Origin of the sequence: Bacillus sp. PSXD-155, from assembly GCF_049310765.1 — a bacterium.
GTDB lineage: Bacteria > Bacillota > Bacilli > Bacillales > Bacillaceae_G > Bacillus_A > Bacillus_A cereus.
This window is the reverse complement of record NZ_JBMOWC010000027.1, coordinates 18,378-45,117: the sequence shown is the minus strand read 5'-3', so window position 1 is coordinate 45,117 and position 26,740 is coordinate 18,378. Positions and strand designations below refer to the sequence as shown.

Genomic DNA, 26,740 nt, shown 5'->3' with positions numbered 1-26,740 from the left:
TGACTTGCCAAAAATAAGTACGAGAGTATAATGTGAAATGGAATACATATTGGGTTTTAGTAGTAACCTTACAAAATTGTAAGGTTAATGAAAGGAAATTCAATATGAAGATAAATAGACTTACATTATACTTGGTAAAGAGAAAGAGAGGCGAATGGGTATGAGCTCTGAATTAGAACAAAATACGAGAAGTAATAAAAAGCGTTCTAAAAGAAAGTCAATAAAATGGTTCATATTAATTCCATTTTTCCTACTTATTTTTGGAGGAGTAGGATATGGTTCGTTTATATATAATAAAGCAAAAGCTGTTGTAAATGATGCGTATGCGAAAATTGAAAAGTCATCAAAGCGTGATAAAGAAGTTGAACCTTTAAAGGATAATATTTCAATATTAATCATGGGTGTAGATGGAAGTGAAATGAGAAAAAGCCAATATGGCGAAGCAGTTCGAACAGATGCACTTTTATTAGCAACAATTAATAAAGATGATAAGTCTGTTAAGCTAGTAAGTATTCCACGTGATTCACGTGTTTATATTCCAACTAGAAAAAAATTAGATAAAATTACTCATGCTCACGTATTTGGTGGCGTAGAAAGCACACGCGATACGGTGGAAAGATTTTTAAATGTCCCTGTTGATTATTATGTGAAGTTTAACTTTGAATCATTCGTACAAATTGTCGATTCAATTGGTGGTATTGATATTGATGTACCAGTTACTTTCACTGAACAAGATAGTAAAGACCAAGCTGGTATGATCCATTTAGAAAAAGGTTACCAACATTTAAATGGAGAACAAGCACTTGCACTTGCAAGAACGCGTAAAATTGATAGTGACGCAATGCGTGGACAGAGACAGCAACTTGTAATAGAAGCAATTGCCAAAAAAGCGATGTCTGTTCAATCAATTAGCAAAATGGGCTCTTTACTAGATGCGGTTGATAAAAACATGAAAACGAACTTAACATTTGACGATATGCTTGCCATTACAAAAAATATGGCAGGATCTAATTTGGAAATGGAAAAATTGCAAATAGAAGGTACAGATAAACGTATCGGTGGTATTTATTATTACATTCCAAATGAAAAAAATGTAAAAGATATTTCAAAAAAATTAAATGATCATTTAGGTGTAACGCCAAAATCAGTCCGAAACGAATAATAAAAAAAGATTGGCTTTTGCCAATCTTTTTTTTTGGAATGTATTTGTAACTTTTCTGTAACGATTTTTTAGTTTAGAAAAATTATACTCATATGTATGAGTATAATGGATAGGTAAAAAAGTAAAAGGACATATTCAAAATTTGTGGTAAGGAAAGATATCATATGCAGAAATGGTTAAGCATGATGGGAATTATCTTTATATTGACTGGATGTAAAATGTCTGAAGCTCCAACAAGTCTAATGGAAGCTCCTACAAATGAAAAATGGATTAATGAATTAAAGGAACAAATTGATAAAGATTTACCTGTTAATTATCGCTTACTTACTCCAATGTCTAATAGAGATAAACAGACGACATGGTCAATGAATTTCGAACGAGATAATAAAAAAGAAGCTGTCATCGTATATAAAATACCTAATGAAGATTATCATATATATTTAGCCGTATATGAGAAGAAAAATAATGGATGGAATATGAAGTCAACCTATACATTTGATGGGGAAGAAGTAGATATTGTTGAGGTAGGAGATTTCACAGGGAGTGGAAAAAGGGAACTATTGATAGGAATAACTACCAATCGTGATTTATTAGAAAACACAATGTATGTTTTTTCCAATGAGAGTGACGATATAAAGGAATTTTATAGACAGAAGTATACAAAGTTATTTATAGATGATTTAAACAAAAATGGTTTTAAAGACATAAGCCTTGTTTCGTATATGAAAGATGAACAGTTGAAGGTTCAGTTCATTGAAAAGTTTAAGGTATTGTCAGAGGTTACATTTGATCCGTATATAAATAGTATTCAAAGAATACAAATGGGCCGTATTTCTAAATCATTAAAGGCAGTTGTAATCGATGCGGGAACAGGGGCTCATTCAGGTATAACTTATGTAGCAAAATTTGATCAGGATCATTATGAAGTATTACCTATAGGTGGGAAAGAAGATTTATTTAATGAATATGTTGTAGAAAGTAAAGATGTTAATGAAGACGGCATTATTGAATTTGTTCGTACTGTACGTCCAAAAGGTTGGGAGGATAAATCACATGGTGATAGTCCGCTTTTTGAACGTTACATACAGTGGAGTGAATCTGGAATTAAACCAATTGAAGAACGATATATAGATATAGAAAAAGGGTATTATGTGAAAATTCCTAAAGAGTTAATAGGGAAAATTACAATACCAGATCAGCAAAAAGAATCAAATTCTCAAAAGTTTTTGGATACAAGAACAAATAAAATATGGCTTGAAGTTCATATTTTTAAGCGGAAAGAATGGTTCAATATAAAAGGCTACAGCGCAGCAATTAAAACGGCTTCTCACGTATATGCAGTACCGAAGCAATCAGAATTTGAAAAAGTGAAAGCATATATAAAACCGCTAGCGGATTATCAACAAGAGTAGGAGGTGGGAATTATGTCAAAAATTTTAGTTTTAGAAGATGAATTAACGATCCGTAGCTTTATTGTTTTAAATTTAAAACGTGCTGGATTTTATGTAATAGAAGCTACTACTGGAGAAGAAGCGTTACAGATTTTGAGTGAACAAACTGTTGATATAGCACTGCTGGATGTAATGTTACCGGGGATTGATGGTTTAGAAGTTTGTAAGGCTATCAGGAAAGAAAATAAAAAAATGGGTATTATTATGTTAACCGCACGTGTACAAGATGAAGATAAGGTGCAAGGACTAGGAATAGGTGCAGATGATTATATTGCAAAACCGTTTAGTCCAGTAGTATTAACTGCACGTATACAGTCTTTATTAAGAAGAATAGAAGTACATGAAGAAAAAACGAATATTGTTACGTCAGGTCCATTTTCGTTAAATATTATAGAAGAAAGATTGTATAAAGATGGACAATTAGTCGATTTAACACCTACAGAGTATATGATATTACAGTATTTAATGAATCAGGCTTCAAAGCCAGTTTCGCGTGATGAAATTTTAAATATGATTTGGGGAACCAATTACGTAGGTGAGACGAAAGTAGTAGATGTAAATATGAGACGGTTACGTCAAAAGATAGAATGTAATCCATCAGAACCTGAATTTATTCTTACGGTGTGGGGAAAAGGATATGTGTGGAAGGAAAGTATGAGATGAAACGGAAAGTGACTTTATATTTTATGACGGTCATTACACTTATGCTTGTATTATTTGAAGTTGTATTTTCAGTTTCAATTTATCGATACTATTATAATGGTATTGTGCAATATATAGAGTCTCATGCGAAAACGAGTACACGTTTTTTTTCAGAATACAATTCACTATACTTTATTCGATTACAAGAATATAGTGGTGACATAATTAGTAGCTTTCAATTAGAAGGAACAGAATTACAGTTAATTGATCGTCACGGCTCGGTTATACAATCTTCAAGTGGTGAAAAGGTAGAAGGTAAAGTGAATATTCCACAATCATTATTAGAAGGTGAAATGTATAATCAAGTTACTACGAAAGGTAATAAAAAACAACTAGAGGTGCTAAGCCCACTTATACATCAAGGACAAACTATTGGTGTTTTAAAATATACGACTGTTTTAACAAATGTAAATAAAAAGATTATTGAAATTATTACGTTTGCTATTTCTGTAGGTATTGTTATTTCGGGAGTCGCCTTCTTAATTAGTAGACGTTTGGCAAATTCATTTGTTGAGCCAATTGAATCCATTATTCAAGCCTCTTCACAAATTGCAGAAGGCACATTAAAGCAAAAAATTAAAGAAGATTATCCTGGAGAATTAGGGGACTTGGCACATAGTTTAAATTATATGGCCTATAAAATAGATAAGGCTGAGCAGATGAAAAATGAATTCATTGCTTCTATTTCGCACGAAATACGAACGCCTTTAACAGGAATTAAAGGTTGGAGTGAGACGTTAAAAACAGTAGATCATTTAACAGAAGAAGAAATAAAGCAAGGTATGGGCATTATTTCAGGTGAGACAGATAGATTGATTCATTTAGTAGAAGAATTGCTAGATTTTTCAAGATTACAATCAAATCATTTTAATTTATATAAACAAAAGGTGCAGTTGTACGATATACTAGAGGAGACGATTTGGCAATTAACTCCTAAATCGGAAGAGAAGGAAATTCAATTTATTACTACTATAGACCGAATTGAATTGATGGGAGATCGAAATAGGTTAAAGCAAGTTTTCTTGAATATTGTTCAAAATGCAATTAAGTATTCACATAAAAAAAGTACAATACACATTGAAGCGACTAAAATAGAAGGACAAGCAGTGATTAAGGTAAGAGACGAAGGGATTGGAATTGCTAAAGAACATTTACCATATATTGAGCAATCATTTTACCAAATTAATAATCATGCTGCAGGTGCAGGTATTGGTTTAGCTATCGTTAAAAAAATGGTAGAGCTTCATGGCGGTGTGCTTAGTGTTACAAGCAAAGAAGGAATAGGAACAACAATTTTGATAAAACTCCCATTATAATACAAATAAAATCTATTTATATGGTGAAATAAAAATAAATAGATGTATAATTATATTGGGCGATTTATATATAAGATTAATAGGGAGAGGAATTCGATAGAATGGAAAAAGCTTTAAAAATTAAACAAATAGTAGTCGTTTTAATAGCGATTGCCGCAGTAGCTATTGGGTATTACATGTTTCAATCAATTACTTCACCAGCAAAAGCTGTTGCGAAACAAGAAAATGTAGTGCAGCTTGCAAGTGAACAGCCGAAAGTTGAAATGAATAAAACGGCACCAAGTCGTTTTAATGGAAAAGAAAGAAAAGTTGCTTATCTTACATTTGACGATGGGCCAGGGAAATATACGGCTGAATTATTAAATACGCTAAAACAACATGATGCGAAGGCGACGTTCTTTTTAATTGGAGCGAATGTAAAAGAATTTCCTGATTTAGTGAAACGTGAAAATGCTGAGGGTCATTATGTAGGCATGCATAGTATGACACATAATTTCGCAAAGTTATATAAAAATGGCGAGTATGTAAATGAGATGAAAGAAGATCAAGGTTTAATCGCTAATATTATTGGGAAATCACCTAAATTAACACGTCCTCCATATGGTTCGATGCCTGGATTGAATGAAGGTCTTCGAAATAAAGTGGTAGAAGGCGGATTTAAAGTATGGGATTGGACAATTGATTCATTAGATTGGAGATACAATAAAATGCCAGTTGATGCAGCTGCAGCACAAATTGCTCAAAACGTATTAACAAACGCAACAAAACCACAAGAAGTAATTTTAATGCATGATATTCACCCGCAATCAGTTGCTGCTGTGCCAGCAATTTTAAAGGGGCTAAAAGAAAAAGGTTATGAGTTTGAAGCTTATCATGAAGAGAGTCACTTCCCAGTGAACTTCTGGCATGATAACCGTATGTAATGGAGGAATGAACGTTGAAGTATGGAAAAGTAGCAGTAGTTGGAGCATTATCAGTAGGACTTTTAACAGGTTGTTTCGGTGAAAAGCCAGAAGAAAATCTATATACAGCTTTTGAAACAGCAGCAACACAAGAAAAATCTTTAATGGATGAAGCAAAAAAATTAGAGCAGTTAGAGAAACAAGGGCAAGAATTATATGCTCAAATTTTGCAAGAAGGTAAAGATCATAATGAAGCAGTTGTGAAGAAAATAGAGCAAGCTACTGCAAATGTAGATGATCGTGAAAAAGTATTGAAAAGTGAAAAAGAAATGCTAGAAAAAGCACAGAAGGAAACGAAATCTGTTCAAAGTAATATAGAGAAGATTGAAGATAAGAAGTTACAAAAACAAGCAAAAGCAGTAGAAGAGTCGTATAAAAATCGTTATGATGCATTCAAAAAGATGAATGAAAATTACACGAAAGTGTTAGCGACTGAAAAAGAACTGTATGAAAAATTAAAAGTAAAAGAAACGAAATTAAAAGAAATCGGTGAAAAAGTTAAAACTGTTAATGAATTAAATGTGGAAGCACAAAAGTCGAAAGAGCAGTTTAACAAATTTACAAAAGAGTATAATGACAGTAAATTAGCATTCTACAAAGATGCAGAAATTAAGATTAAAGATCAGAAATAAAGAAGAATCTAAAGTGTAATAAAAAGCCGGAGAAACATCGTTATAAATGTTTTTTCGGTTTTTTACGTTAAATGAATAGAAAAGACTGGAATTGATATCATAAAAGAGTTATAGTGAGTTATTCTAAGGGAAACATTGTAAAGTAAGGAGAATGGAAATATGTCATATGAATTTTTACTCAAATTAGGTTTAGCACTCTTTTTAGGATTATTCATCGGGATAGATAGGCAGCTAAAGAATAAACCACTTGGTGTGAAAACAAGTATGGTTATTTCTGTAGCAAGTTGTTTAATTACGATGGTTTCAATTGAATCTGTGCATGTATATTCTGTTCCAGGACATACAAATATGGATCCGATGCGACTGGCCGCTCAAATTGTTAGTGGAATTGGTTTTCTTGGCGCAGGTGTCATTTTACGAAGAAGTAATGATGTTATTTCTGGATTAACAACAGCTTCTATGGTGTGGGCTGCTTCAGCTTTAGGGATCGCAATTGGTGCGGGATTTTATTTACAAGCGACAGTTGCTATGGTTTTAATTATTTTAGCGATTAATGTACTTCCGCAACTTGTGAAAATTGCAGGACCGTATTCATTAAGACAAAAGGATTTATCTATAAAAATTACTGTTAAAGAGCATCATGAGTTAGATGGTATATTTAAGCAAATTAAAAATTTAGGCATGCATGTGAAACGCGTGAAAATTAAAGATATAGATAGTGGAGCATTTCAGCAACTGGAGATGGTTATTTTAGCTCCAGAAGATTTATATACAACAGAGTTATATAGTTCCCTGAAAGAGATTGATCGAGTAGTTTCAGTTGAAGTGGAAAGTAGATAATTGTGATAAAAAAGAGTGAAGTGAATTCACTCTTTTTTATTTGGATTTTTAAGGAATGAAATTGATATAATGATGAGTAACAAGGGGGAGAAATGATGGGAATACATATTAGAAGAGCAATAAAGGATGATATACCAGGTATAGCAAAGGTGCATGTTGATAGTTGGAAAACAACGTATAAAGGGATATTTGCTGACGAAATTCTAGATAATGTAGCATATGAGAAACGAGAAAAACAATGGGAAGATATTTTTCAAAAAGAGGGTAATCATCAATTTAGATTTGTAGCAGAGAATTTAAATGGAGATATAGTTGGATTCATCGATGGGGGAGTAGAAAGAACTGGTACATATAATTGTGATGGAGAATTATATGCAATCTACCTTTTACAAGAGTATCAAGGAATGAAAATAGGACAAAAGTTATTTCAAGCTTTATTATCGGATTGTATAAACAATGATATGCAATCACTTTTAGTTTGGGTTGTTACGAATAATCCTTCTAAAAAGTTTTATGAAAAATTTAACCCTGAAAAAATTGATACGAAATTTTTAGAGAGAGTAAGGGTAGAAGAAACAGCGTATTGTTGGAGAGATTTGAATTTGTTATACAAAAAGTTATATAGATTTGCTTAAATAATATTATTATGTAAACTTTATATTTGAAAGAGGTATACCAATTAAGGTATACCTCTTTTGTTTAACCATTTTGGATAGATTACTAATGAAAAATAGTAAGTATGTAGTTTGAAACTGAGTATTTTTTTCGTGTATTTTTAACTAGATTAAAGAAAAGAGAGAAAACAAGAAAAATTAAATCAGATAAAAAAATTCTGAAATATACTCTTGAATTGAATATCATTATCAATTAGAATCATAATTGATAACGACATTCAATTATCGTTTATTATATGAAATTTCGATAGCTTTAATATAAAGAGGAGGACCAGTATGCAGCATGCGAAACAAATCGCAGAACATGCAACATTACAAAGCTTTTTAAACTGTTATTTAAGAGAAACGGGGAGTGGAGAATGGATTACAGAGGATGAAAGAATGAAGAGTATCTTCAGTAATACGTTGAATAGAGATACAGTCCCCACATATTTATGTTGTCGGCTATCGGCACAGAACGTTACTTTGTATGGAGAAGTTATATATAAATCATCAACAGATCGTCATTTGTTTGGAGAACAATTGTATTATCAAATTGGAGATAGTAATTCTGTTATTAAAGCAGATTACGTTACAGTTATTACATTTTTAATAAAAGAGATGTCTATCAACTACGGAGAAGGAACGAATCCTGCGGAACTTATGCTTCGAGTTATCTGTAGTTGTCAAAATATTGAGGAATTTACAAAAGAGAGAATAGAAGATACATCCGCATTATACGGTTTCCATACAACTTTTATAGAAGCGGAGCAGTCTTTATTATTTGGGCATTTAACTCATCCTACACCAAAGAGTAGACAGGGGATATTAGATTGGAAAAGTGAAATGTATTCTCCAGAATTAAAAGGAGAATGTCAGCTTCATTATTTTCGGGCCCATAAAAGTATAGTAAATGAAAAATCATTATTATCAGATTCTACAACAACGATTATAAAAGAAGAATTAAGTAATGATGAGATGGTTAGTAAGGAATTTATAGCGAAGTACTGTAAGGAAGATCAATATGCATTAATTCCAATTCATCCGCTTCAGGCAGAATGGCTCTTGCATCAAGCTTACGTACAAGATTGGATAGTTCAAGAATTGCTTGAGTATATTGGACCTGTAGGTAAGTATTATATGGCAACATCATCACTAAGGACACTGTATCATCCCGATTCGAAGTATATGCTTAAGTTTTCATTTCCGGTGAAAGTAACAAATTCAATGCGTATTAATAAACTGAAAGAACTTGAGAGTGGTCTTGAAGGGAAGGAAATGTTAAATACGGCTATTGGTGAAGTACGAGAAAGATTTCCAGGCTTTGATTTTATTTGTGATCCAGCCTATATTACATTAAATTATGGAACACAAGAATCTGGATTTGAAGTGATTATTCGCGAGAACCCTTTTTATAGTGAACATGCAAACGACGCAACATTAATTGCTGGGCTAGTTCAAGACGCTATACCTGGGGAGCGTACGCGGTTATCGAATATTATTCATCGCCTAGCAGATTTAGAAAGTAAAAGCTGTGAAGAAGTAAGCTTAGAGTGGTTTAGACGATATATGAATATTTCTTTAAAGCCAATGGTATGGATGTATTTACAGTATGGTGTTGCATTAGAAGCTCATCAGCAAAATAGCGTTGTTCAGCTAAAAGATGGTTATCCGGTCAAATATTATTTCCGTGATAATCAAGGATTTTATTTCTGTAATTCAATGAAAGAGATGCTTAATAATGAATTAGTTGGTATTGGAGAACGTACTGGAAATTTATATGACGACTATATTGTGGATGAGAGATTTCGTTACTACTTAATTTTCAATCATATGTTTGGCCTCATTAATGGTTTTGGCACAGCAGGATTAATTAAGGAGGAAATTCTTCTCTCGGAATTAAGGTCTGTACTTGAATCATTCCTTCCGTATAACCGGGAACCTTCAACATTTTTAAGAGAATTATTGGACGAAGATAAGTTAGCGTGTAAAGCAAATTTACTAACGAGATTTTTCGATGTCGATGAGTTAAGTAATCCATTAGAGCAAGCAATTTATGTGCAAGTACATAATCCGCTCGTTAGAGAAGTGGCTGTTCGTTCATAAATAGCGTTAAAATTTCACGTAATACAAATAATGGTATTTTGTCATAAGGTGGAGGGTTTTATGAGAGTGGACATGTATCATACGAAAGTATTGAAGGCGCTCGAATCAGAAGATTACATTTCAGTACGAAGAAGAGTGCTACGTCAATTAGTAGAATCGTTAATTTATGAGGGGATTATTACACCGGTTCGCATAGAAAAAGAAGAACAAATTCTTTTTATAATACAAGGACTTGATGAAGAAGAAAAAAGTGTCACGTACAAATGCTATGGCAGGGAACGGATGACATTTGGACGTATTTCTTTAGACTCATTAATAGTAAGAGTCCAAGATGAACAGCAAGAAATACAATCTGTCTCGCAATTTCTAGAAGAAGTTTTTCGGGTTGCTAGTGTAGAACAAGCTAAATTAGATTCTTTTATGCACGAATTAGAACAAACAATATTTAAAGACACGATTGCACAATATGAAAGAAATAATAAGAAAGAATATACTCAAAAATCTTACGATGAGTTTGAAAGCCATTTAATAGACGGCCATCCATATCACCCTAGTTATAAAGCACGTGTTGGATTTCAATATCGTGACAATTTTCAATATGGATATGAATTTATGCAGCCAATAAAACTCATTTGGATTGCAGCGCATAAGAATTATGCGACTGTAGGTTATGAGAATGAAGTGATGTATAACGACCTTTTAAAAGAGGAGATTGACGATCGTAAATTAGAAGAGTTTATGGAACGAATTCGTAATAGGGGATGTTATCCAAAACAGTACGTGTTTATACCTGTTCACCCATGGCAGTGGGAGAATTTCATCATTTCAAATTATGGGGATCATATACAGGGTAATTTTATTATTTATTTAGGAACATCAGAGGACGATTATTGCGCGCAACAGTCAATGAGAACGTTAAGAAATATTACGAGTCCAAAGAAACCGTACGTTAAATTATCGATGAATTTACTCAACACTTCAACACTCCGTACACTGAAACCATACTCTGTTGTGAGTGCACCAGCAATATCAAATTGGTTAAATGATGTTGTAAGTAATGACGCCTATTTAATGGATGAAGCACGTTTAATCTTGTTAAGCGAGTTTTCAAGTGTAACTTATGACACGAATAAGAAAGCTATATATGGTTCATTAGGATGTATTTGGCGCGAAAGCATTCATAAGTATTTAGATGCACAAGAGGATGCAATTCCTGTTAATGGTTTATACGCTAAAGAGAAAGATGGTACACCAATTATTGATGCGTGGTTGAACAAATATGGAATGAAGGATTGGCTACAATTACTTATTCAAAAAGCGATAATACCAGTTATACATCTTGTTGTAGAGCATGGGATCGCACTGGAATCACATGGACAAAATATGATTCTAGTCCATAAAGAAGGGGTGCCTGTTCGTATTGCGTTAAAGGATTTTCATGAAGGGCTTGAGTTTTATCGTCCATATTTGAAAGAAGTTGACAAATGTCCCGACTTTACTAAAATGCATAAAACATATGCGAATGGAAAAATGAATGATTTCTTTGAAATGGATCGCATCGAATGTTTGCAAGAGATGGTGTTAGATGCACTTTTCCTGTTTAATTTAGGAGAATTAGCATTCGTACTTGCGGATGAATATGGATTGAAAGAAGAACATTTTTGGATGATGGTTGTTGAAGAAATTGAAGATCATTTAAGAATATATCCACATTTGAAAGGTAGATTTGAAAATATTCAATTATATGCACCTACATTCTATGCTGAACAATTAACGAAACGTCGATTATATATGGATGTGGAATCGCTTGTTCATGAAGTTCCAAATCCATTGTATAGAGTAAGACAACTTATGAAACAAAAATCAGTTGTTACAGGGGGAAATTATGCTAATCGTTAATAAACAAGAGTATAGCAAAAGTGATTTTAATTTGAGATTACAAGTTTATGAGGAAATGGAACAATTTCAAGAAGCAGAAGGAAATAGATTTGCACTTTGTCTGAAAGATCCATTCGATATTATTACGCTTGTGTTTTTCTTAAAAGAAAAGAAATCATCAGTATTACTTATACATGAAGATACGCCAAAAGAAACGGCTATTGAAATGGCAAAGCGTGCAAATTGTGTAGGAGTTTTATATGGAGAATATGGCGATTTTACAAAATTAGAAGTAGGGAACTTTTTACTAGAAGAGCCTTCTTTATTGCAATATAGTTCGGGAACTACGGGAGAACCGAAACTGATTCGTAGAGCATGGATGGAAGTTGATACAGAAATTACTGCCTATAATGAAGCTTTAAACTGTGAAGTAGATGAAGTGCCAATCGTTATGGCTCCTGTTTCACATTCATACGGACTAATATGTGGTACGTTATCAGCAATTACGAGGGGGAGCAAGCCTGTAATCATTACGAACAAAAATCCTAAATTCGCATTAAATGTAGTTCGCAATACAGAAAAACATATTATATATGCAGTACCACTTATGTTACACATTATGGGGAGTTTTCCATTAGGAACGTTTCAGTTTCATAAAATTATGACATCAGGATCGCCTTTGCCAGAAGCACTATTTTATAAACTAAAAGAAATGACAACATATATGATGCAGCAATACGGTTGTTCTGAAGCAGGTTGTATTAGTATATGTCATGATATGAAGAGCCATTTAGATTTAGGAAACCCTCTACCTCATGCGAGTATAAGCATAGGTTCAGATGAAAATGCACCGGAAGAAATCGTCGTGAAAATGAATGATAAGGAAATTTTCACGAAAGATTTAGGGTATAAATCTGAGCGTGGCATTCATTTTATGGGGCGTATGGACGATGTAATTAATGTTTCAGGATTAAAAGTCTTTCCTATAGAGGTAGAAGAAACGATGCTTCGATTGGAAGGTGTGCAAGAGGCAATTGTATATCGAGGGAAACATCCTGTCATGGGCGAAATAGTTAAAGCGAAAGTGATATCTCATGTTGATCCAGTACAAATAAGAGAATGGTGTATTCAGCACTTACCTTCTTATAAAGTTCCGCATGAAATTGAAAGTGTAAATGAAATTCCTAAAAATAAAACTGGAAAAGTAAGTAGAAAGTTACTAGAGATGGGAGAGGTTACAACATGAGACGGGAAGCGTTAAAGAATGCCGTGTTAAAAATTATGATAGAAAAAATGGAACTGAAAAATGTAACGCATTTAGAAGAAACGATGCGCTTAAATCAAGATTTATATATAGATTCGGTAATGATGTTACAGCTTATTGTATACATAGAAATGGATGTAAAGCTATGCGTTCCAGAGGATGAGGTAGATCCAAAGGCATTTCTTACTGTAGGATCTTTGCTTGATTTTATGGAGGAGTTACAGCCGTTACAGGAAGTAAATGTGAATAACTAACCTTTAGGAAAGTGGATGAGAGTATGACTTCAATTAAAGTGCACTGTTTAGTGAGTTGTTTTTGTGAAATTATAAAAAGGCGTAGCGACATTGATTTTCGTCCATTTTATTTTGGACTATGGGATGGAGATTTTGATATAACAGAAGGCGGAATTATTTCATATCACTCTGAAAACATTAACCATGATCATTATTTACTTTGGTTTGAAAAATTGTACGGTATTAAAGTAAACGAATGGTATGATCATGCAAAAGATAAAGATAGCAATGTAGAAACGTTTTTAGAATTAGTAGAAAACAAGCCGGAAAATCGTTATGTCATTGTAATGGTTGATATGTCTCTATTACCAGAGAGGGAAAATAAATTTCATCAAAAACCGTTTCCACATTATTTAATGATATCAAAAACAGAGAAAGAAGAAGAGTGGTTCATGCTAGATCCTGATTTTCGTTGGGAAGGAAATATGGAAAGAGAAAAAGTACTTCACTCTATTCAAGATAACCCATTTGGTGGAGGGTATTTCATTGATATAGAAGGAATTGGGGAGCCAACGCAAGAAACAGTAGCTAGTTATTTCACAGAAACATTCAAAAAGAACGACAATGAACTGACTATGGAACTGAAAAATTTAATTGTAAAAATGGCAAATGAGGAAGAAGGATATGCGCTTTCTGGACTTGTAGCAGCAGTAAAACAAATACCAGTACTTGCAATTCGTAAATATAGTTATGAGCATGCCTTTGCATACTTCCGTGAAACGTTGCAATATTCGGAGCAAGAATTTGATTATTGGTGTGATCGGGTAGAGGATATTGTACAAGGATTTACAAATGTACAGTATCGTGCAATTAAAATGGCAATGACGAATAATAAAGGTATGCTAGTATCGATTATTGAAAAACTGGATGAAATGAATGCAATTGAACTGCAAATTAAGAAGGAATTAGAGAGACAGTTTCTATCATGGAAAGGTATGAAAACAAATCAGTCTGTCGCAACTTTTTAATAAGCTAACTGAATTTAAGATAGGGGAGTTTAATGCTATGAAATATTCGCTATGTACCATTTCATTTCGTCATCAATTAATTTCATTTACTGATATTGTTCAATTTGCATATGAAAACGGTTTTGAAGGAATTGAATTGTGGGGGACTCATGCACAAAATTTGTATATACAAGAACGCGAAACGACAGAACGAGAATTGACTTTTCTAAAGGATAAAAACTTAGAAATTACGATGATAAGTGATTACTTAGATATATCATTATCAGCAGATTTTGAAAAAACGATAGAGAAAAGTGAACAACTTGTAGTACTAGCTAATTGGTTTAATACGAATAAAATTCGCACGTTTGCTGGGCAAAAAGGGAGCAAGGACTTCTCGGAACAAGAGAGAAAAGAGTATGTAAAGCGAATACGTAAGATTTGTGATGTGTTTGCTCAGCACAATATGTATGTGCTGTTAGAAACACATCCCAATACACTAACAGACACATTGCCTTCTACTATAGAACTATTAGAAGAAGTAAATCATCCGAATTTAAAAATAAATCTTGATTTTCTTCATATATGGGAGTCTGGCGCAGATCCAATAGACAGTTTCCATCGATTAAAGCTGTGGACACTACATTACCATTTTAAGAATATATCTTCAGCGGATTATTTGCATGTGTTTGAACCTAATAATGTATATGCTGCAGCAGGAAGTCGTATTGGTATGGTTCCGTTATTTGAAGGTATTGTAAATTATGATGAGATTATTCAGGAAGTGAGAGGTACGGATCTTTTTGCTTCCTTAGAATGGTTTGGACATAATGCAAAAGAGATATTAAAAGAAGAAATGAAAGTATTAATAAATAGAAAATTAGAAGTAGTAACTTCGTAATGTGAAATGATGTGAGAGTCTCGTTTTAGAGGCTCTTTTTTTATGGTAAAAAATAACCAAAAATTTCCATGTATTTTAATTTGAATTTAACACAATTTATATATAAATAAGGAGGTGATTGGTAATGGCTAGAAATCGTAATTCTAATCAATTAGCATCACATGGAGCACAAGCAGCTTTAGATCAAATGAAATATGAAATTGCACAAGAGTTTGGTGTACAACTTGGCGCTGATACTTCTTCACGTGCAAACGGTTCTGTAGGCGGTGAAATTACAAAACGCCTTGTAGCGATGGCAGAACAACAACTTGGTGGCGGATATACTCGCTAATTGTAGAAGGTTATAGGAGAAAGGAAGGATTCTTCCTTTCTTTTTTTTTCAATTAATTGGTATGGATATATTGTGAACTGGATTCAAAGAATAGGAATAATACTATAATTTCCCCAATTTCTTTTGTTGTGAATGGGAAGTAGTAAAGATGTAATAGCCCTGGTGGAATGAAAAGTTACGTTCCAGCGGGGCTATTATATGGTAAGAAATATATGATGAAAGGTTTCGAAGCCAACATGTTAAAAAAAGAAAACTGTTGTTTAATTGCGCTTGCATCAGTTCCACTTGTTATGACATTAGGGAATTCAATGCTCATCCCAATTCTGCCGACTATTGAAAAGAAATTACATATTTCATCGTTTCAAGTATCCATGATTATTACAATTTACTCTATCGTAGCCATTCTACTTATACCGATTGCTGGTTATTTATCAGATAGATGGGGACGAAAGATGGTAATGGTTCCGAGTTTGCTGATTGCAGCTATAGGAGGAGCGATAACTGGTTGGGTATCTTGGAAAGTTGATAATCCCTACAATTGGATATTGATTGGTAGAGCGATTCAAGGTATTGGTGCTGCTGGTGCAATGCCAGTTGTTATACCGTGTGTTGGTGATTTATACAAAGACGAAAAACAAGTTAGTACAGGTTTAGGAATCATAGAAACATCCAATACATTTGGGAAAGTGCTGAGCCCTATTTTAGGGTCTGCTCTTGCTGCTGTTGTATGGTTCTTACCGTTTTGGGCGATTCCAGTTTTATGCGTAGTATCAATTGTTTTATTACTTGTTCTAGTAAAGGCAAAGAAACAAGAAGGAGAAGTACCACCACTTAAAGAGTTTATAAAATCTATTCTTTCTACGTTTCGAGAAAAAGGAAGATGGTTAATTGCCATTTTTGCATTAGGTGCAATTATTATGCTTATTTTATTCGGAATTCTCTTTTATTTGTCGACTATACTGGAATCAAAGTATGACATTCATGGTATATGGAAAGGGTGTGTGCTTGCTATCCCGTTACTTGTACTGTCAATTAGTTCATATATGGCCGGTAAAAAAATTGGAGATAATCAAAATGTTATGAAGAAGTGTATTTATATTGGTTTTTTAATGGCAGCTGCATCAGTCATCATTCCTTTATTTATAAAAGGGATTTATTTACTACTTCTTTGTCTCGTTATTATGGGGATAGGGATTGGTATGGCTCTCCCATGTTTAGATGCCCTCATTACACAAGGAATTGAAAAGGAGCAGAGGGGAACGGTTACGTCCTTTTATAGTTCAATGCGATTTATCGGTGTAGCAGCTGGACCACCTTTATATTCTTTTTTCATGAAAGGGGCGGACCATGAAGTGTTTTATTTGACTAGTATTTTCGCTGCCATTGGTGCTGTCATAGCAATCATTTGGATTAAACCAGCAAAGGATGCAAAGACGGTAAAACAGAAACCGGAACCTACTTCATAATTTGTAAGAGAATTGCATGATGTTTTGAGTAACATGCAATTCTCTTTCGTTCATTAAGAATAAATAACTTGTTTTAGCATATAAAGCGCGACACCCCATATGATGAGACCAGAAAATTTATTTAATAATAAAATTGTCTTTCCGGTTGAGTCTAGTCTTTTTAGAAATTTCCCCGCTAACGCTAAGCTTATAAACCAAATCCAAGAAACGATAATAGTTGCAAGTGTGAAAGCCCATTTTTCACTTCCTATGTATTGAATAGAATTTGTTCCAATTACACCGATTGTGTCTAAAATAGCATGTGGATTTAATAACGAAACGGATGCTGCGAAAAGGATTTGCTTTTTTAAGGGCATACTTTTTTCTTGTTTTACATCGTTGGAAGGGTTACTTCTCCAAATAACAAAGCCCATGTATAGAAGAAAGAAAAATCCAATTATATATAACGAGTTAGTTAGCCAAGAAAAAGTAAGGAGTACAAGGGAGACACCTTGCACTGCAATCAATATGAGTAACGTATCACATATAGAGGCAGTTAATATTACGGGGGCTACCCTCCAAATGTTTGGTTGGCTCGCACCTTGGTTAAAGACAAAAACATTTTGTACACCTAATGGAATGATAAGTCCAAATGCAAGAATGATACCATGAATAATTGCTTCACTCATCATATTACCTCCTATTTTAATTCATTATGATAGTGTATATTGTATAGAAGAAATGAAAATTTGTATCCATCCATATGGTTGGGGAGGTTACCAACCAAAAAGAATATAAGGTGATATAATGGAAAGATTCGTTTGGAAACCGAATATGTCTCTAGCGACTCCTCTGTATAAACAAATAGAAACGTATATAAAAGAAAGGATCGTTAATGGAGAATGGACCGTTGGAACGAAATTACCTTCACAAAGAGATTTGGCACATACATTTGGTGTGAATCGAAGCACAATTGTAATGGCTTTCGATGAACTAGTTGCGAAGGGATACATTGAAGGGAATGGCAGGAAAGGAACAATTGTTGTAAATAATAATGAGAATGCTTCAACTTACGCACCCCCGCCTAATTGGCAGTCTTATGTAGAAACAGGACTTCATTATCCGAATCTCCCAGCTATTCAGGAGATTAATCAAGCTGAATTTTATCCACATGTAATTCGATTAGGAACAGGTGAGCTCGCGCCGAGTCTCTTACCTGAGAAAAAGATGAAAGAAATTATGAATAAGCTTTTAAAGTCAAATGTGACGCTTGGGTATGAAGAGCCGAAAGGAAATTTTTATTTAAGGGAAAAGATTTCCGAATACTTAAAGGGGCATGGTGTATATGTATCTCCTGACTCTATATTAATTGTTTCAGGAGCAATTCAAGCGCTGCAACTTATCTCTATGGGGCTGCTTCCAAAAGGGGCATCCATCTTATTAGAAAAACCATCCTATTTATATTCGCTTAATGTTTTTCAATCCGCAGGAATGCGTTTCATTGGAATACCAATGGATGAGAACGGTTTAAATACATCATATATTACAAAATATAAGAAGCAATTTAATGCATCTATTTTATATACAATCCCGTCTTTTCATAATCCAACGAACTTTAGTATGAATGCGAAGAAACGAATAGAAGTGATGGAAATATGTAATGAAATTGGATTACCTATTATAGAGGACGCAGTGTATCAAGACTTATGGGTTGATGCACCTTGTTCGAAACCTTTAAAAGCCTATGATAAAAATGGAATTGTACTACATATTGGAAGCATGTCCAAAGTAATTAGTCCAGGGTTAAGAATTGGATGGATTGTTGGACCTGAGCCAGTAATTCAAAGATTGTCAGACATAAAAATGCAAACAGATTATGGTTCAAGCACTATATCCCAGCAAATTGCAGCGGAGTGGTTTACAAATGGTCTATATGATGAGCATTTGCGCTTTGTAAGAAGTGAATTGAAAAAACGAAGAGATTTTATGTTACTAATGTTAGATAAATATCTTCGTGAAATAGCAACTTGGCATGAACCAACAGGGGGATTTTATATATGGGTACATATAAAAGTACCCATTTCATATCGCAGTTTATTTGATAAAGCTCTGCAAGAAAAGGTTTTATTAAACCCAGGTACTTTATATGATAGAAGTGCAAATCAATTTTTGCGCCTATCGTATTCATACGCAACGTTAGAAGAAATTGAAATAGGTATAAAAAAACTTGCACAACTAATGAAAAAGTAAGAGGAGAAAGTAATGAAACAATATGTAATTTGCCAAATGATCAATGGAGAAAAATATTTAGCTGCTTATGCGGAGACGAAGCAAGAAGCGATTGAAAAAGCAGAACTGTTAGGATTAAGAACGGGAAATCGTTACATAGTTATTACTGCAGAGGAAGCCGAAGGGTTAACGTATCCTTAAACAATGTACGAGATTATATAATAATAAATAAGCCTAGTAATATAAGAAATTACTAGGCTTATTTATTATTAAGTTGTTAAACGTTCTCGTATTTATATGCAAAGTAATAATATTATGAGTCAAGTTGACGAAAAAATCGATTTGTCTTTCGGTCTTGATTTCCTTTTCTATATTCATCAATATATTGCCTAAAGTTCCAAGCTTGTAAAAATTTATTAGCAGAGTTATAACCAGAATTGTAAAGCCATTCTTTTTCTTCCTTCGTCAGTTCAAAATTAGTACTTGTAATCGTTCCTGTTGGAATTGTAATCGTTCTTGCTTTTGATTCCTTATCTAAATGACGTAAATCATGAGCTTGCATCATTGTTTTAAATAGTCCTTTGAACATAGAAATAGGCTCGTTATAGTGAGCAGGGTCAGCTTGAATCTCATCTTTTACAAAATGAAATCCGAAAGTCGGCCAGCGAGGAGTGGTAGGTGAATCGAAGATCCAAATTGGATAATTACTTAGAATTCCTCCATCAACCATATAACAAGGCTGCTTCCATTTTGGAGTTCTCCATTTTACGGGTTCAAAGAAGAAGGGGATTGTACTACTCATTCTTACCGCTTTAGCGATAGAGAAGCGATAATTTAAAAATCCGTAGTTTGGTAAGTCGTCAGGAAAGACAACCATTTTACCATTACTAATATCAGAAGCGATGATTTTGAGTTTGTTTAGATCCGGTAAATCAGTAAATAAATGAACACCTTTTTTTCGAAGTAATTCTTCAATCCATTCTTCTATAAATACATTAGAGTATATACCTAGAGTAGTCCATGCACTTAGTCCTTTTCCGATAAAGGGGATTTTGTCAATAAAGGTTTTCTTCGTAAATTTGTTATAATCGATATCAGTTATAATGGTTTTTAGCTCTGAACAAGAATATCCTGCAGCTAAAAGTGCCGCGATAATTGCACCAGCTGATGTTCCAGCTACACGTTCCCATTCATAACCTTTTTCGGCTAATGCGCAAATCGCTCCAACATGTGCAATACCGCGTACACCGCCTCCTTCAAAAACACCATCGATCTTCATTAAACATACTTCCTTTCAAATAAAAGATTTGGAAATGGCAAAAAAGCACGTAGTGTACGTGCTTTTTTACAATGGTTTTTAAGTTTACTAGCAGCCTACAAAGCCGCCCCAACAGCTAGCTCCGATGATGATTAGAAGGATAAATAAAACGATTAATAAAGCGAAACCTCCGTAACCACAACCACCACAGCTACCGCCGTAACCGTAACCGCCGCAACTATATCCGTAACCCATGTGGAATTCCTCCTTATATTAAAAATAAAAATGAACGAGGGGAAAATGTACTGGAAGAACTAAAGAACTATCGTGTTTGTAGGAACAATGTATAGTATGCTTTTTTAAACTTGTTCGCGTACGAAGGATAAGCCCGTTTTTTGGAGGCTTGTTGATTTTGTAAAGAATGAAGTATAATCTTTGTACTATGATATAAATAAGTATGTAAATGTAAGGAGAATTTATGAATAAAAAAATTGAAGTATTAATTGATAAATATGAACTAACACACTTGAAAGATGAACTTATTAATACTGTATTTCCTTGTATAAAAGTTGTGCCAAAGCAGCAGGAAACTGTTGCGATAGGTAGTTCGAAAATGGGAGGAGTTCCTGATTTACCAGCTTTATTTGAATATCCAAAGCATAAAGGAAATCCACTACAATTTATCGCGCAATTTAACTTAAGTGATTTACAAAACGTTGGTATGGATCACAATCTTCCTAAGACGGGGATGCTGTATTTCTTTTGCATTGAAAATTATTTTGAAGAAAATGTGAAGCTAACAGAGGCTGGGCGTGTACTTTATTATGATGTTCCTGTAGAGCAATTACGAAGAGGAAATGAAGTACAAGCGAAATATAACCAGTGTACAATTACTTTTGAACTGACATACAAATTACCAGAACTTTTCATTGAAGATGAGGCTGATTCAGATCGTTTCTTGCAATTACTTGAAGAGCTAATTCCGGATAACTACGATAACCATCAAATTTTTGGTGAGCCATTCTCTGTACAAGAGGAAGTGTTATATGAGACAGGAGAATATATGGGAGTAGACCCGCAACAAATGACTCTTTTATTCCAAATTGATTCAGATCATAAAAATTGTAATATGGTTTGGGGAGAACTAGGGATGCTATATTTCTGTATTAGTAATGAAGATTTGAAAAATCAACGTTTTGAAAATACATGCTGTGTATTACAAACATGCTAATGAAAAAAGGTTGTTCTTTTAAAAAGAACAACCTTTTTATGTGAATTAGTTAATATGCATAATCTCATATGACCTATACGAAAAAGTATTGTATACTCTGAAACTATACGATACTTTTTCGTATAGTTATAGAATATAAGGAGTGACAAGATGGGAAAGACAAGTAAGTATGTGACAGCTGCCGCACTTTGTTCAACTATAGTAATGGGAGGTTTGCAAGCGTCATCTGTATCTTATGCAGCTACAAATCCGACTACAGTGACAGCACAATCAGATGTAAAGTTATTAGATGATTTCAGAAAAGAATTAAAAAAACAGATTGATAATCGAGAAGAAAATATTACAATCACATATAAAACAAAAGATAGAAATGCTAGAAATATTATGGATCAATTGTATGGTGAGTTTAATAAAATTGTAGATGCTGATGAGTATGTAAAATATAATGTAGCGTCTACTAGATATTCTATTAAAGGAATGCCAGGGGACTATACGTTTACACTGCAAGTAAAATACCGTGAATCAAAAGAACAAACTCAATATGTAAAAGCTCAGGCGAAATCAATTGTTGGATCAATTGTAAAACCAGGGATGGATGAGCATGAGAAAGTAAAAGCTATTCACGATTACGTTGTTAAGCATGTGTCTTATGATACGTCTTATCAAGCGTATACAGCATATGAAGCATTAGCGAATCGTTCTGCCGTTTGCCAAGGATATACATTATTAACGTATGAGTTGTTAAAAGAGGCAGGTATTCAAAACCATATTGTAACAGGCACAGGAAACGGACAAGCTCACGCGTGGAATTTAGTGAACATTGAAAACAAATGGTATCACCTAGATACTACATTTGATGATCCAGTACCAGATAAAGCAGGGCGTGTAACTTACTCATATTTTAACATGTCTGACGAACAGTTAAGTAAAGATCACGACTGGGATCGTAGTAAATATCCAGCAGCAACTACAAGTTATTTTGGTGAATTAACAAACAAAATAAAAGCTGGTAGCTCAAAAACGGTCGTATATGAGCAGATGTTAAAAGAAACAAATTTACAATACTTATCTGCAGAATACGGAGCAGAAAATTATAATGAATTTAAGCAAAAGTTGCAGCAACAGTTTGCAGCCAAACCAGAAAAAGTAGAAGTGCGATATAAGCAGTCCATGGATGGGACGATGCAAGATATAAAGAAAGTATTAAATGAAATAAATTGGCCAAAAGGTGCAAAGCGTGTGTCTTATCAAGTAGCGCCTTATAGTGCATTGGCTGGTTATTCATTGGCGACAATTACATTTACGTATTAAGCAATGAGAAAGAGCATCTGTAAAAGATGCTCTTTTTATATTTGTTGATCACTTTAAAATATTGGGAATTATGTGATAAAATAAAAAGGAGAGGATGTGAATGCTGAATGAACTTGTTCGAAAGTAATATTTTCACATTGATATATACTTGTTTAGTAATCGGACTTATCGTTTTGTTTTTCATATCATTTACTTTGTTTATTAGAAGAGTATTACAAAGCAGCGTTGCAAAGAAACACCACGTGATTAATATGAACCAGAAGCTAGATCGAATTATTGAATTGCTTGAAAAAGATAAGAAATAGCGATAGAAGAAGTATGAAAAGGGGAAGAGAATGGCGAATTATATAAAAGAATTACGTGAAAAAGTAGGGCATGATTATGTTTTCTTAAACTTTGCCGGTGGTTGTGTATTTAATAAAGAAGGGGAAGTATTACTGCAAAAAAGAGGAGACTTTAACGCTTGGGGCTTTCCAGGTGGCGCAATGGAGATAGGAGAATCGGCTGCGGAAACTGCAATCCGAGAAATAAAAGAAGAAACCGGGTATGATGTAGAAATAAATGAGCTTATTGGAGTGTATACAAAATATTTTCAATCATATCCAAATGGAGACAAGGCACAGTCAATTACGATGTTCTTTTCATTCTCAATAGTTGGAGGCGAAAAAAAAGTAGATGGTGATGAAACGTTGGATTTGAAGTTTTTCCCGTTAGACGACATGCCACCGTTATTTTGTAAACAGCATGAAGATTGCCTGCAAGATTTATTGGAGAAAAGAGTAGGGGTATATCGTTAACATATAAAAAAGAAGCTAAATGAGATTAGCTTCTTTTTTATGTTTTATTTATTTCCACCAATCATCAAACATTGACGCTGGTACTTGTCTTTTATGCTCACTCACTGTGTAACGTTTTTCAATTTTCTCTGCAACGTCAGCTGGAACTGCTTTACCTTCTAAATAATCATCTAATTGATCATAAGTAATACCTAACTCTGTTTCGTCAGCTTGACCTGGTTTTTCATCTAATAAATCAGCTGTTGGCATTTTTAAGTAAAGTCGCTCGTCTGCACCTAACTCTTGTAATAATGCACGTCCTTGGCGCTTCGTTAATCCCGTTAATGGTAATAAATCTGCACCACCATCTCCGAATTTTGTAAAGAACCCTGTTACAGCTTCTGCAGCGTGATCTGTTCCGATAACAAGTAGCCCTTTTTGTCCACCAATTGCATATTGAGTAACCATACGGATACGTGCTTTCACGTTACCTTTATTGAAATCTGTTAATGATTCACCCAATAAGTTTTCATATTGATTTGAAAAAGCATCAACAGTCGAAGCAATATCAAATGCAACAGATTGATCTGCTTGAATGAATTGTAATGCTAATTGTGCATCATCTTCATCTTTTTGTACTTTATAAGGAAGACGCACGGCGATAAACGTTGCATTACCACCTTCATTACGAATTTCTTCAACTGCAAGTTGTGCTAAGCGTCCTGCTAATGTAGAGTCTTGTCCGCCGCTAATACCAAGTACAAATCCTTTTGCACCTGTTTTTTTTACATAATCCTTTAAGAAATCAACTCGTTTACGAATTTCAATTTTTGGATCAATTACAGGCTGAACATGTAATGCTTTCATAATCTGTTCTTGTAATGTCATTATGTTTCCTCCTATTCATATTAAAGCGGTAAATAAGTTTATATGTATAATGGTACATACTTCTATCCTTTATTATTTCGCAAAATTAACGAATATACAATAGGATGTGTGTATGAATATGAATGTAGTCATTATAAATAAAGTACTACGTATAAGCAATTTTTTTAAACCTTTCAAAACTGTAAGGTTTTTGTCATTTGAATCGATGGAAGGTATTTCCGTACTTTACTAATATAAAAACATAGTTAGTAGAAAGAAGGGCGGAGAAGTAATATGAACATTAGAGAACTCGCATATCGGAATGTAACGCGAAATAGACGGACATACTCAGCCTATTTTTTGAGTAGTGCATTTGCTATTATGGCCTTTTTTGTGTATTCATTTTTTGCGTTTCATCCGGCATTAAGTGCAGGAGAATTGGGTCAGTACGTATTCGTAAGTATGTCTTTTGCACAGTCTATTATTTACTTATTTACATTCTTCTTTATTTTATATTCGATGGGAATGTTTTTAAAAACGAGAAAGCGTGAGCTAGGAATTTTAATGATGCTAGGTATGACGAAATATCAATTAAAGCGTCTTATCTTTTTTGAAAATATTATGATTGGAATAGGGGCAATTATTTTTGGTATTCTTTCAGGTATGTTATTTTCAGGGGTATTACTATTTGTCGCCCCGATGATATTAAAACTAGATATCTCCTTATCCTATTACATACCGATGAAAGCAATTGTTGTAACAAGTATTATGTTTTTCATATTATTTATGATCATATCATTGTTTAGTGCAGGAATGATTCGTAAAAATAAAATTATGAAGTTGTTTAGAGGGTCAGCAGAGGCAAAACCGGAACCGAAAGCATCAATCATTTCTTCAATATTAGCAGTAGTATTGCTTAGCGCTGGCTATGTAGGAGCTCTTCTATCGCATGGCGCAATGGTATTTATTATGATGATTCCTGTTACAACGGTAGTTATTATTGGGACGTATTTGTTGTACAAGCAGCTGAGTGTCTTTATTATTCGATTATGTAAAAAAAGTAAACGTTTCTATTGGACACAGACTAATATTATTACGTTATCAGATTTAGCGTATCGCATGAGAGATAACGCAAGAATGTTCTTTATTGTAACCATTATTTCTACTGTAGCATTTTCCGCAATAGGGACATTAGTCGGCTTCGCATCCATGACGAAAGGGATAATGGAGAGACCAATTGCGTTTCATTACCATTCTAAGCAAGGGAATAGTAACGAATCACAACATATACAAATGATTGACAAAGGATTAAAGAAACATAATATAGCAGCTTCAAAAACTAATATTTCGACAAAGAAAACGGAGGAACAGTCGTTAAGAAGCGCCACTTTTATAAAAGAATCAGATTATAAGGAATATGCAAAGTTAACAGGAGAACCATTTAATACTGTAGCCAATAAAGAGATTGTATTTTTGTCAGCTGATATACCAGGGCCAGCGATGAAAGAAAGAAAAGAAATTACTTTACCCAATATGAATGAAAGTTTAAAGGTGAAAAAAGTTACTTCATCTTCATTGGGGAAAATATTAAGAGGAAATGTTTATGTAATCTCTAATAATCAATATGATTCATTACAAGATGGATTTATAGAGACAAAAGATTATATGTATAAAACTGAAAGAACGAAAGATGAGATTGAAATTGGTAAAGAGCTTACTCATCAAATTAAACCGTATCAAGAACAGTCAACGTTTAGTGCGGAAGAGTACGAACAAAACCAAAGTTTACAAATTGCAGGACCGATTTTATTTGTAGGTTTCTTTATTGGTATAGTATTTTTCGTTTGCGCAGGAAGTTTCCTTTACTTCCGTTTATTCTCCGATTTGGAGGATGATATTCGCTTGTTCGAAATGATTCGAAAAGTTGGATTGACGAGTGGGGAATTATCGAAGGTAGTTACAATTCGATTGGCGCTTTTATTCTTCGTTCCAATTGGTGTTGCAACATTACATGGGGCAGTAGCCTTAACTGCGTTAGGGCAAATGTTTGAGTACTCATTGTTTAAAGAAAATACAGTTGTATTAAGTATTTTCATAGGTATTCAAATTGTATACTTCTTACTTATAAGATCCCGTTATGTAAAACAATTGAAAGAGAGATTACGTATGCATTAAATGTGTTTTT

Annotated in this window: 27 protein-coding genes; 23 read left to right on the top strand and 4 right to left on the bottom strand. The window is 33.7% G+C overall.

The genetic code is table 11. The features are described 5' to 3' along the window. Positions 1–160: 160 nt before the first annotated feature. The 16 genes from ACO6VI_RS23210 to ACO6VI_RS23135 all read left to right on the top strand — a co-directional run bounded on the left by ACO6VI_RS23210 (position 161) and on the right by ACO6VI_RS23135 (position 16,904). Positions 161–1,162, top strand: a complete 1,002-nt coding sequence (locus ACO6VI_RS23210) for an LCP family protein (RefSeq protein WP_002182662.1) — start codon at positions 161–163, stop codon at positions 1,160–1,162. Between the two features lie 164 nt (positions 1,163–1,326). Continuing rightward, positions 1,327–2,574, top strand: coding sequence for a hypothetical protein (locus ACO6VI_RS23205; protein ID WP_001174877.1), 1,248 nt, complete (start codon positions 1,327–1,329; stop codon positions 2,572–2,574). A gap of 12 nt (positions 2,575–2,586) precedes the next feature. Continuing rightward, complete coding sequence (locus tag ACO6VI_RS23200; protein ID WP_000036071.1) at positions 2,587–3,276, top strand: response regulator transcription factor; 690 nt, start codon at positions 2,587–2,589, stop codon at positions 3,274–3,276. Continuing rightward, positions 3,273–4,631 carry a sensor histidine kinase gene (locus ACO6VI_RS23195; protein WP_422424192.1) on the top strand — a complete coding sequence of 453 codons (1,359 nt, stop codon included), beginning with the start codon at positions 3,273–3,275 and terminating at the stop codon, positions 4,629–4,631. Before ACO6VI_RS23200 ends, ACO6VI_RS23195 begins: the two co-directional genes overlap by 4 nt. A gap of 101 nt (positions 4,632–4,732) precedes the next feature. Continuing rightward, entirely contained in the window at positions 4,733–5,554 is an 822-nt protein-coding gene (locus tag ACO6VI_RS23190; protein WP_000409484.1) for a peptidoglycan-N-acetylglucosamine deacetylase, read from the top strand. 14 nt (positions 5,555–5,568) lie between these two features. Then, positions 5,569–6,225, top strand: a complete 657-nt coding sequence (locus tag ACO6VI_RS23185; RefSeq protein WP_088020866.1) for a YkyA family protein — start codon at positions 5,569–5,571, stop codon at positions 6,223–6,225. A 159-nt stretch (positions 6,226–6,384) separates the two neighbouring features. After that, positions 6,385–7,065 carry an MgtC/SapB family protein gene (locus tag ACO6VI_RS23180; protein WP_000119510.1) on the top strand — a complete coding sequence of 227 codons (681 nt, stop codon included), beginning with the start codon at positions 6,385–6,387 and terminating at the stop codon, positions 7,063–7,065. A gap of 92 nt (positions 7,066–7,157) precedes the next feature. After that, positions 7,158–7,700 carry a GNAT family N-acetyltransferase gene (locus tag ACO6VI_RS23175; protein WP_088020867.1) on the top strand — a complete coding sequence of 181 codons (543 nt, stop codon included), beginning with the start codon at positions 7,158–7,160 and terminating at the stop codon, positions 7,698–7,700. 315 nt (positions 7,701–8,015) lie between these two features. Continuing rightward, positions 8,016–9,824, top strand: coding sequence for an IucA/IucC family protein (locus ACO6VI_RS23170; RefSeq protein ID WP_001163357.1), 1,809 nt, complete (start codon positions 8,016–8,018; stop codon positions 9,822–9,824). A gap of 60 nt (positions 9,825–9,884) precedes the next feature. Further along, the gene (locus tag ACO6VI_RS23165; RefSeq protein WP_140157247.1) at positions 9,885–11,723 is read left to right on the top strand and encodes an IucA/IucC family protein; all 1,839 of its coding nucleotides are present in this window, start codon (positions 9,885–9,887) and stop codon (positions 11,721–11,723) included. Next, positions 11,710–12,948, top strand: coding sequence for an AMP-binding protein (locus ACO6VI_RS23160; protein WP_023521730.1), 1,239 nt, complete (start codon positions 11,710–11,712; stop codon positions 12,946–12,948). The genes ACO6VI_RS23165 and ACO6VI_RS23160 overlap by 14 nt, the downstream gene beginning before the upstream one ends. Next, entirely contained in the window at positions 12,945–13,220 is a 276-nt protein-coding gene (gene asbD / locus ACO6VI_RS23155; RefSeq protein ID WP_001250562.1) for a petrobactin biosynthesis protein AsbD, read from the top strand. Before ACO6VI_RS23160 ends, asbD begins: the two co-directional genes overlap by 4 nt. Positions 13,221–13,243: 23 nt before the next feature. Continuing rightward, a complete protein-coding gene (locus tag ACO6VI_RS23150; protein WP_000200704.1) occupies positions 13,244–14,227 on the top strand; it encodes a DUF6005 family protein in 984 nt (327 codons plus the stop codon). 37 nt (positions 14,228–14,264) lie between these two features. Beyond that, positions 14,265–15,107 (top strand): sugar phosphate isomerase/epimerase family protein, encoded by an 843-nt coding sequence (locus ACO6VI_RS23145; protein ID WP_088020868.1) that lies wholly within the window; start codon positions 14,265–14,267, stop codon positions 15,105–15,107. A 124-nt stretch (positions 15,108–15,231) separates the two neighbouring features. Continuing rightward, the gene (locus tag ACO6VI_RS23140) at positions 15,232–15,438 is read left to right on the top strand and encodes an alpha/beta-type small acid-soluble spore protein (RefSeq protein WP_000113545.1); all 207 of its coding nucleotides are present in this window, start codon (positions 15,232–15,234) and stop codon (positions 15,436–15,438) included. Positions 15,439–15,674: 236 nt separating this feature from the next. Beyond that, positions 15,675–16,904 (top strand): MFS transporter, encoded by a 1,230-nt coding sequence (locus tag ACO6VI_RS23135; RefSeq protein ID WP_140157254.1) that lies wholly within the window; start codon positions 15,675–15,677, stop codon positions 16,902–16,904. A 53-nt stretch (positions 16,905–16,957) separates the two neighbouring features. Here the strand turns inward: ACO6VI_RS23135 and ACO6VI_RS23130 are convergent, their stop codons facing one another. Continuing rightward, entirely contained in the window at positions 16,958–17,572 is a 615-nt protein-coding gene (locus ACO6VI_RS23130; RefSeq protein ID WP_001287319.1) for a LysE/ArgO family amino acid transporter, read from the bottom strand. Positions 17,573–17,690: 118 nt separating this feature from the next. Between ACO6VI_RS23130 and ACO6VI_RS23125 the strand changes: the two genes are divergently transcribed. Both ACO6VI_RS23125 and ACO6VI_RS23120 read left to right on the top strand, forming a co-directional pair. Further along, entirely contained in the window at positions 17,691–19,133 is a 1,443-nt protein-coding gene (locus ACO6VI_RS23125) for a PLP-dependent aminotransferase family protein (RefSeq protein ID WP_063547093.1), read from the top strand. Positions 19,134–19,145: 12 nt separating this feature from the next. Next, positions 19,146–19,313 carry a DUF3933 family protein gene (locus tag ACO6VI_RS23120; protein WP_000816389.1) on the top strand — a complete coding sequence of 56 codons (168 nt, stop codon included), beginning with the start codon at positions 19,146–19,148 and terminating at the stop codon, positions 19,311–19,313. Positions 19,314–19,425: 112 nt separating this feature from the next. Here ACO6VI_RS23120 and ACO6VI_RS23115 read toward each other — a convergent pair whose 3' ends face one another. Next, complete coding sequence (locus ACO6VI_RS23115) at positions 19,426–20,391, bottom strand: patatin-like phospholipase family protein (protein ID WP_000686790.1); 966 nt, start codon at positions 20,389–20,391, stop codon at positions 19,426–19,428. A gap of 87 nt (positions 20,392–20,478) precedes the next feature. Further along, positions 20,479–20,625, bottom strand: coding sequence for a YjcZ family sporulation protein (locus ACO6VI_RS23110; protein WP_000540425.1), 147 nt, complete (start codon positions 20,623–20,625; stop codon positions 20,479–20,481). 223 nt (positions 20,626–20,848) lie between these two features. Here ACO6VI_RS23110 and ACO6VI_RS23105 point away from each other — a divergent pair, with 223 nt between their 5' ends. The 4 genes from ACO6VI_RS23105 to ACO6VI_RS23090 all read left to right on the top strand — a co-directional run bounded on the left by ACO6VI_RS23105 (position 20,849) and on the right by ACO6VI_RS23090 (position 23,709). Then, positions 20,849–21,601 carry a YwqG family protein gene (locus tag ACO6VI_RS23105; RefSeq protein ID WP_001034827.1) on the top strand — a complete coding sequence of 251 codons (753 nt, stop codon included), beginning with the start codon at positions 20,849–20,851 and terminating at the stop codon, positions 21,599–21,601. A 150-nt stretch (positions 21,602–21,751) separates the two neighbouring features. Then, positions 21,752–22,912 carry a transglutaminase domain-containing protein gene (locus ACO6VI_RS23100; protein ID WP_000520862.1) on the top strand — a complete coding sequence of 387 codons (1,161 nt, stop codon included), beginning with the start codon at positions 21,752–21,754 and terminating at the stop codon, positions 22,910–22,912. A 107-nt stretch (positions 22,913–23,019) separates the two neighbouring features. Continuing rightward, a complete protein-coding gene (locus ACO6VI_RS23095) occupies positions 23,020–23,217 on the top strand; it encodes a DUF4083 domain-containing protein (protein WP_001048104.1) in 198 nt (65 codons plus the stop codon). A gap of 30 nt (positions 23,218–23,247) precedes the next feature. After that, a complete protein-coding gene (locus ACO6VI_RS23090) occupies positions 23,248–23,709 on the top strand; it encodes an NUDIX hydrolase (RefSeq protein ID WP_023521733.1) in 462 nt (153 codons plus the stop codon). Between the two features lie 48 nt (positions 23,710–23,757). Here ACO6VI_RS23090 and nadE read toward each other — a convergent pair whose 3' ends face one another. After that, positions 23,758–24,576: an ammonia-dependent NAD(+) synthetase gene (nadE, locus tag ACO6VI_RS23085; RefSeq protein WP_000174891.1), complete on the bottom strand. Its 819-nt coding sequence runs from the start codon at positions 24,574–24,576 to the stop codon at positions 23,758–23,760. A gap of 273 nt (positions 24,577–24,849) precedes the next feature. Here nadE and ACO6VI_RS23080 point away from each other — a divergent pair, with 273 nt between their 5' ends. Further along, positions 24,850–26,730, top strand: coding sequence for an FtsX-like permease family protein (locus ACO6VI_RS23080; protein WP_088020870.1), 1,881 nt, complete (start codon positions 24,850–24,852; stop codon positions 26,728–26,730). Positions 26,731–26,740 lie beyond the last annotated feature (10 nt).

Excerpts from the sequence above, each read along its gene's own strand:
- ACO6VI_RS23210 (WP_002182662.1), top strand. The coding sequence starts at position 161 with ATGAGCTCTGAATTAGAACAAAATACGAGAAGTAATAAAAAGCGTTCT.
- ACO6VI_RS23205 (WP_001174877.1), top strand. The coding sequence starts at position 1,327 with ATGCAGAAATGGTTAAGCATGATGGGAATTATCTTTATATTGACTGGA.
- ACO6VI_RS23200 (WP_000036071.1), top strand. The coding sequence starts at position 2,587 with ATGTCAAAAATTTTAGTTTTAGAAGATGAATTAACGATCCGTAGCTTT.
- ACO6VI_RS23195 (WP_422424192.1), top strand. The coding sequence starts at position 3,273 with ATGAAACGGAAAGTGACTTTATATTTTATGACGGTCATTACACTTATG.
- ACO6VI_RS23190 (WP_000409484.1), top strand. The coding sequence starts at position 4,733 with ATGGAAAAAGCTTTAAAAATTAAACAAATAGTAGTCGTTTTAATAGCG.
- ACO6VI_RS23180 (WP_000119510.1), top strand. The coding sequence starts at position 6,385 with ATGTCATATGAATTTTTACTCAAATTAGGTTTAGCACTCTTTTTAGGA.
- ACO6VI_RS23175 (WP_088020867.1), top strand. The coding sequence starts at position 7,158 with ATGATGGGAATACATATTAGAAGAGCAATAAAGGATGATATACCAGGT.
- ACO6VI_RS23170 (WP_001163357.1), top strand. The coding sequence starts at position 8,016 with ATGCAGCATGCGAAACAAATCGCAGAACATGCAACATTACAAAGCTTT.
- ACO6VI_RS23165 (WP_140157247.1), top strand. The coding sequence starts at position 9,885 with ATGAGAGTGGACATGTATCATACGAAAGTATTGAAGGCGCTCGAATCA.
- ACO6VI_RS23160 (WP_023521730.1), top strand. The coding sequence starts at position 11,710 with ATGCTAATCGTTAATAAACAAGAGTATAGCAAAAGTGATTTTAATTTG.
- asbD (WP_001250562.1), top strand. The coding sequence starts at position 12,945 with ATGAGACGGGAAGCGTTAAAGAATGCCGTGTTAAAAATTATGATAGAA.
- ACO6VI_RS23150 (WP_000200704.1), top strand. The coding sequence starts at position 13,244 with ATGACTTCAATTAAAGTGCACTGTTTAGTGAGTTGTTTTTGTGAAATT.
- ACO6VI_RS23145 (WP_088020868.1), top strand. The coding sequence starts at position 14,265 with ATGAAATATTCGCTATGTACCATTTCATTTCGTCATCAATTAATTTCA.
- ACO6VI_RS23140 (WP_000113545.1), top strand. The coding sequence starts at position 15,232 with ATGGCTAGAAATCGTAATTCTAATCAATTAGCATCACATGGAGCACAA.
- ACO6VI_RS23135 (WP_140157254.1), top strand. The coding sequence starts at position 15,675 with ATGTTAAAAAAAGAAAACTGTTGTTTAATTGCGCTTGCATCAGTTCCA.
- ACO6VI_RS23130 (WP_001287319.1), bottom strand. The coding sequence starts at position 17,572 with ATGAGTGAAGCAATTATTCATGGTATCATTCTTGCATTTGGACTTATC.
- ACO6VI_RS23125 (WP_063547093.1), top strand. The coding sequence starts at position 17,691 with ATGGAAAGATTCGTTTGGAAACCGAATATGTCTCTAGCGACTCCTCTG.
- ACO6VI_RS23120 (WP_000816389.1), top strand. The coding sequence starts at position 19,146 with ATGAAACAATATGTAATTTGCCAAATGATCAATGGAGAAAAATATTTA.
- ACO6VI_RS23115 (WP_000686790.1), bottom strand. The coding sequence starts at position 20,391 with ATGAAGATCGATGGTGTTTTTGAAGGAGGCGGTGTACGCGGTATTGCA.
- ACO6VI_RS23110 (WP_000540425.1), bottom strand. The coding sequence starts at position 20,625 with ATGGGTTACGGATATAGTTGCGGCGGTTACGGTTACGGCGGTAGCTGT.
- ACO6VI_RS23105 (WP_001034827.1), top strand. The coding sequence starts at position 20,849 with ATGAATAAAAAAATTGAAGTATTAATTGATAAATATGAACTAACACAC.
- ACO6VI_RS23100 (WP_000520862.1), top strand. The coding sequence starts at position 21,752 with ATGGGAAAGACAAGTAAGTATGTGACAGCTGCCGCACTTTGTTCAACT.
- ACO6VI_RS23095 (WP_001048104.1), top strand. The coding sequence starts at position 23,020 with ATGAACTTGTTCGAAAGTAATATTTTCACATTGATATATACTTGTTTA.
- ACO6VI_RS23090 (WP_023521733.1), top strand. The coding sequence starts at position 23,248 with ATGGCGAATTATATAAAAGAATTACGTGAAAAAGTAGGGCATGATTAT.
- nadE (WP_000174891.1), bottom strand. The coding sequence starts at position 24,576 with ATGACATTACAAGAACAGATTATGAAAGCATTACATGTTCAGCCTGTA.
- ACO6VI_RS23080 (WP_088020870.1), top strand. The coding sequence starts at position 24,850 with ATGAACATTAGAGAACTCGCATATCGGAATGTAACGCGAAATAGACGG.